Origin of the sequence: Kocuria sediminis (assembly GCF_009735315.1) — a bacterium.
GTDB classification, from domain to species: domain Bacteria; phylum Actinomycetota; class Actinomycetes; order Actinomycetales; family Micrococcaceae; genus Kocuria; species Kocuria turfanensis.
Genome location: NZ_WOGU01000001.1, coordinates 1 through 1,477 on the forward strand (window position 1 = coordinate 1; position 1,477 = coordinate 1,477).

The 1,477-nt window shown below is 74.9% G+C and carries 1 protein-coding gene; it reads left to right on the top strand.

Annotation, left to right across the window (positions count from 1 at the left end):
• A partial coding sequence (locus GMA12_RS19165; protein WP_162459256.1) for an acyltransferase family protein occupies positions 1-1,273 on the top strand: 1,273 nt, incomplete at its 5' end.
• Positions 1,274-1,477 lie beyond the last annotated feature (204 nt).

Sequence of the window (1,477 nt, forward strand, 5' to 3'; positions counted from 1 at the left end):
GCTGGTGGATGTGCAGGGGGCGTTCCCGGGGTGGATCGCGCTGTGGCCGCTGGCCTCGGCGGCGGCGATCATCGTCGCCGGGCGCTCGGGCTCCCCGTTCGGGCTGGACCGGATCCTGGCCTCGGCCCCGCTGGTGCGGTTGGGGGACGCCTCCTACGCCCTCTACCTGGTGCACTGGCCGCTGCTGATCACCTACCTGGTGCTGCGGGACCGCCCCATGGCCGGACCCCGCTCGGGGGTGGTCATCATCCTCGTCTCCCTGGCCCTGGCGGTGCTGGCCACGAAGCTGGTGGAGCGCCCGTTCCAGCGCTGGGCGTGGCCGGAGCGGTCCAAGCGGCGGCTGGCGGTGTCGGTGGCGGTGAGCCTGGCCCTGGTGGCCGTGCCGGTGCTGGCCTGGCAGCAGGTCGAGGATCGGCGCACCGCGCAGATCCTGGCCGACGCGGACCGCAACAACCCCGGGGCCGCGGCCCTCGAGCCCGGCTTCGAGTTCCGCGGCGACCCGGACGCCCCCACCCTGCCCCTGCCCGAGGACCTGCCGAAGCAGCCGGCCTCCCTCGGCACGCCCTGCCCCGAGGACGTCGGCCTCCCGGAGGACTACCGCCGCTTCTGCCACGAGAGCGTGCCCCAGGAGGAGGCCCGGCAGACCGTGCTCGTGGTGGGCAACAGCCACCTCCAGCACTGGCTGCCGGCCCTGCGCCCCCTCGCCGAGGAGCGGGGCTGGCGGGTCCTGACCTACATCCAGCCGGGCTGCTTCTACGCCTCCGCGGAGGACCAGCCGGGATCGGCGAGCTGCCGGGCGTGGTTCGAGGGCGCCGAGGACATGCTCGGGGCGGTCGACCCCGGGCTCGTCCTGGTCCAGTCGACCTTCACCGACACGGAGCGGGAGTTCACCCGGCCCGGGCTGGAGGACCGGGTGCGGGAGCTCACCGGCGCCGGCGTGCCCGTCGTCGGGATCCGTGACACCCCCCGCTTCCCGGAGGCGCCGGCGCAGTGCGCCGTGCGGGACGGGGCCGACGACCCCGGCTGCACCTTCGGCCACCCCATGGTCGGCACCCCCGACCCTGCGGCGCCGCTGGCCGAGGAGCTGCCCCTGTACTCGGCCATGGACCTGACCGACCTGATCTGCCCGGGCGGGCAGTGTCCGCCGGTCATCGGCAACGTCTACGTCTACTGGGACGACGACCACCTCAGCCGCGTCTACTCCGAGACCACCGCCCCGATCTTCGGCCGGCGTCTCCTCGAGGCCCTGGCCACCGACGGCGTCACGCTCTGACGGTCCCTCGCTCCACCCCTTCCCCCCACCCCCCCCGCACGCCCTGGAGACCCCGTGACCACCTCGCTCGACCGTTCCCCCGGTCCGTCCGGCGCCGCCGCCGGCGCCCGCCCGCGCACCGGGCCGTCCCGGTACTCGGGGTTCCGTCCGGAGGTGCAGGGGCTGCGGTTCGTGGCGGTGCTGCTGGTGGTGCTCTACCACGTG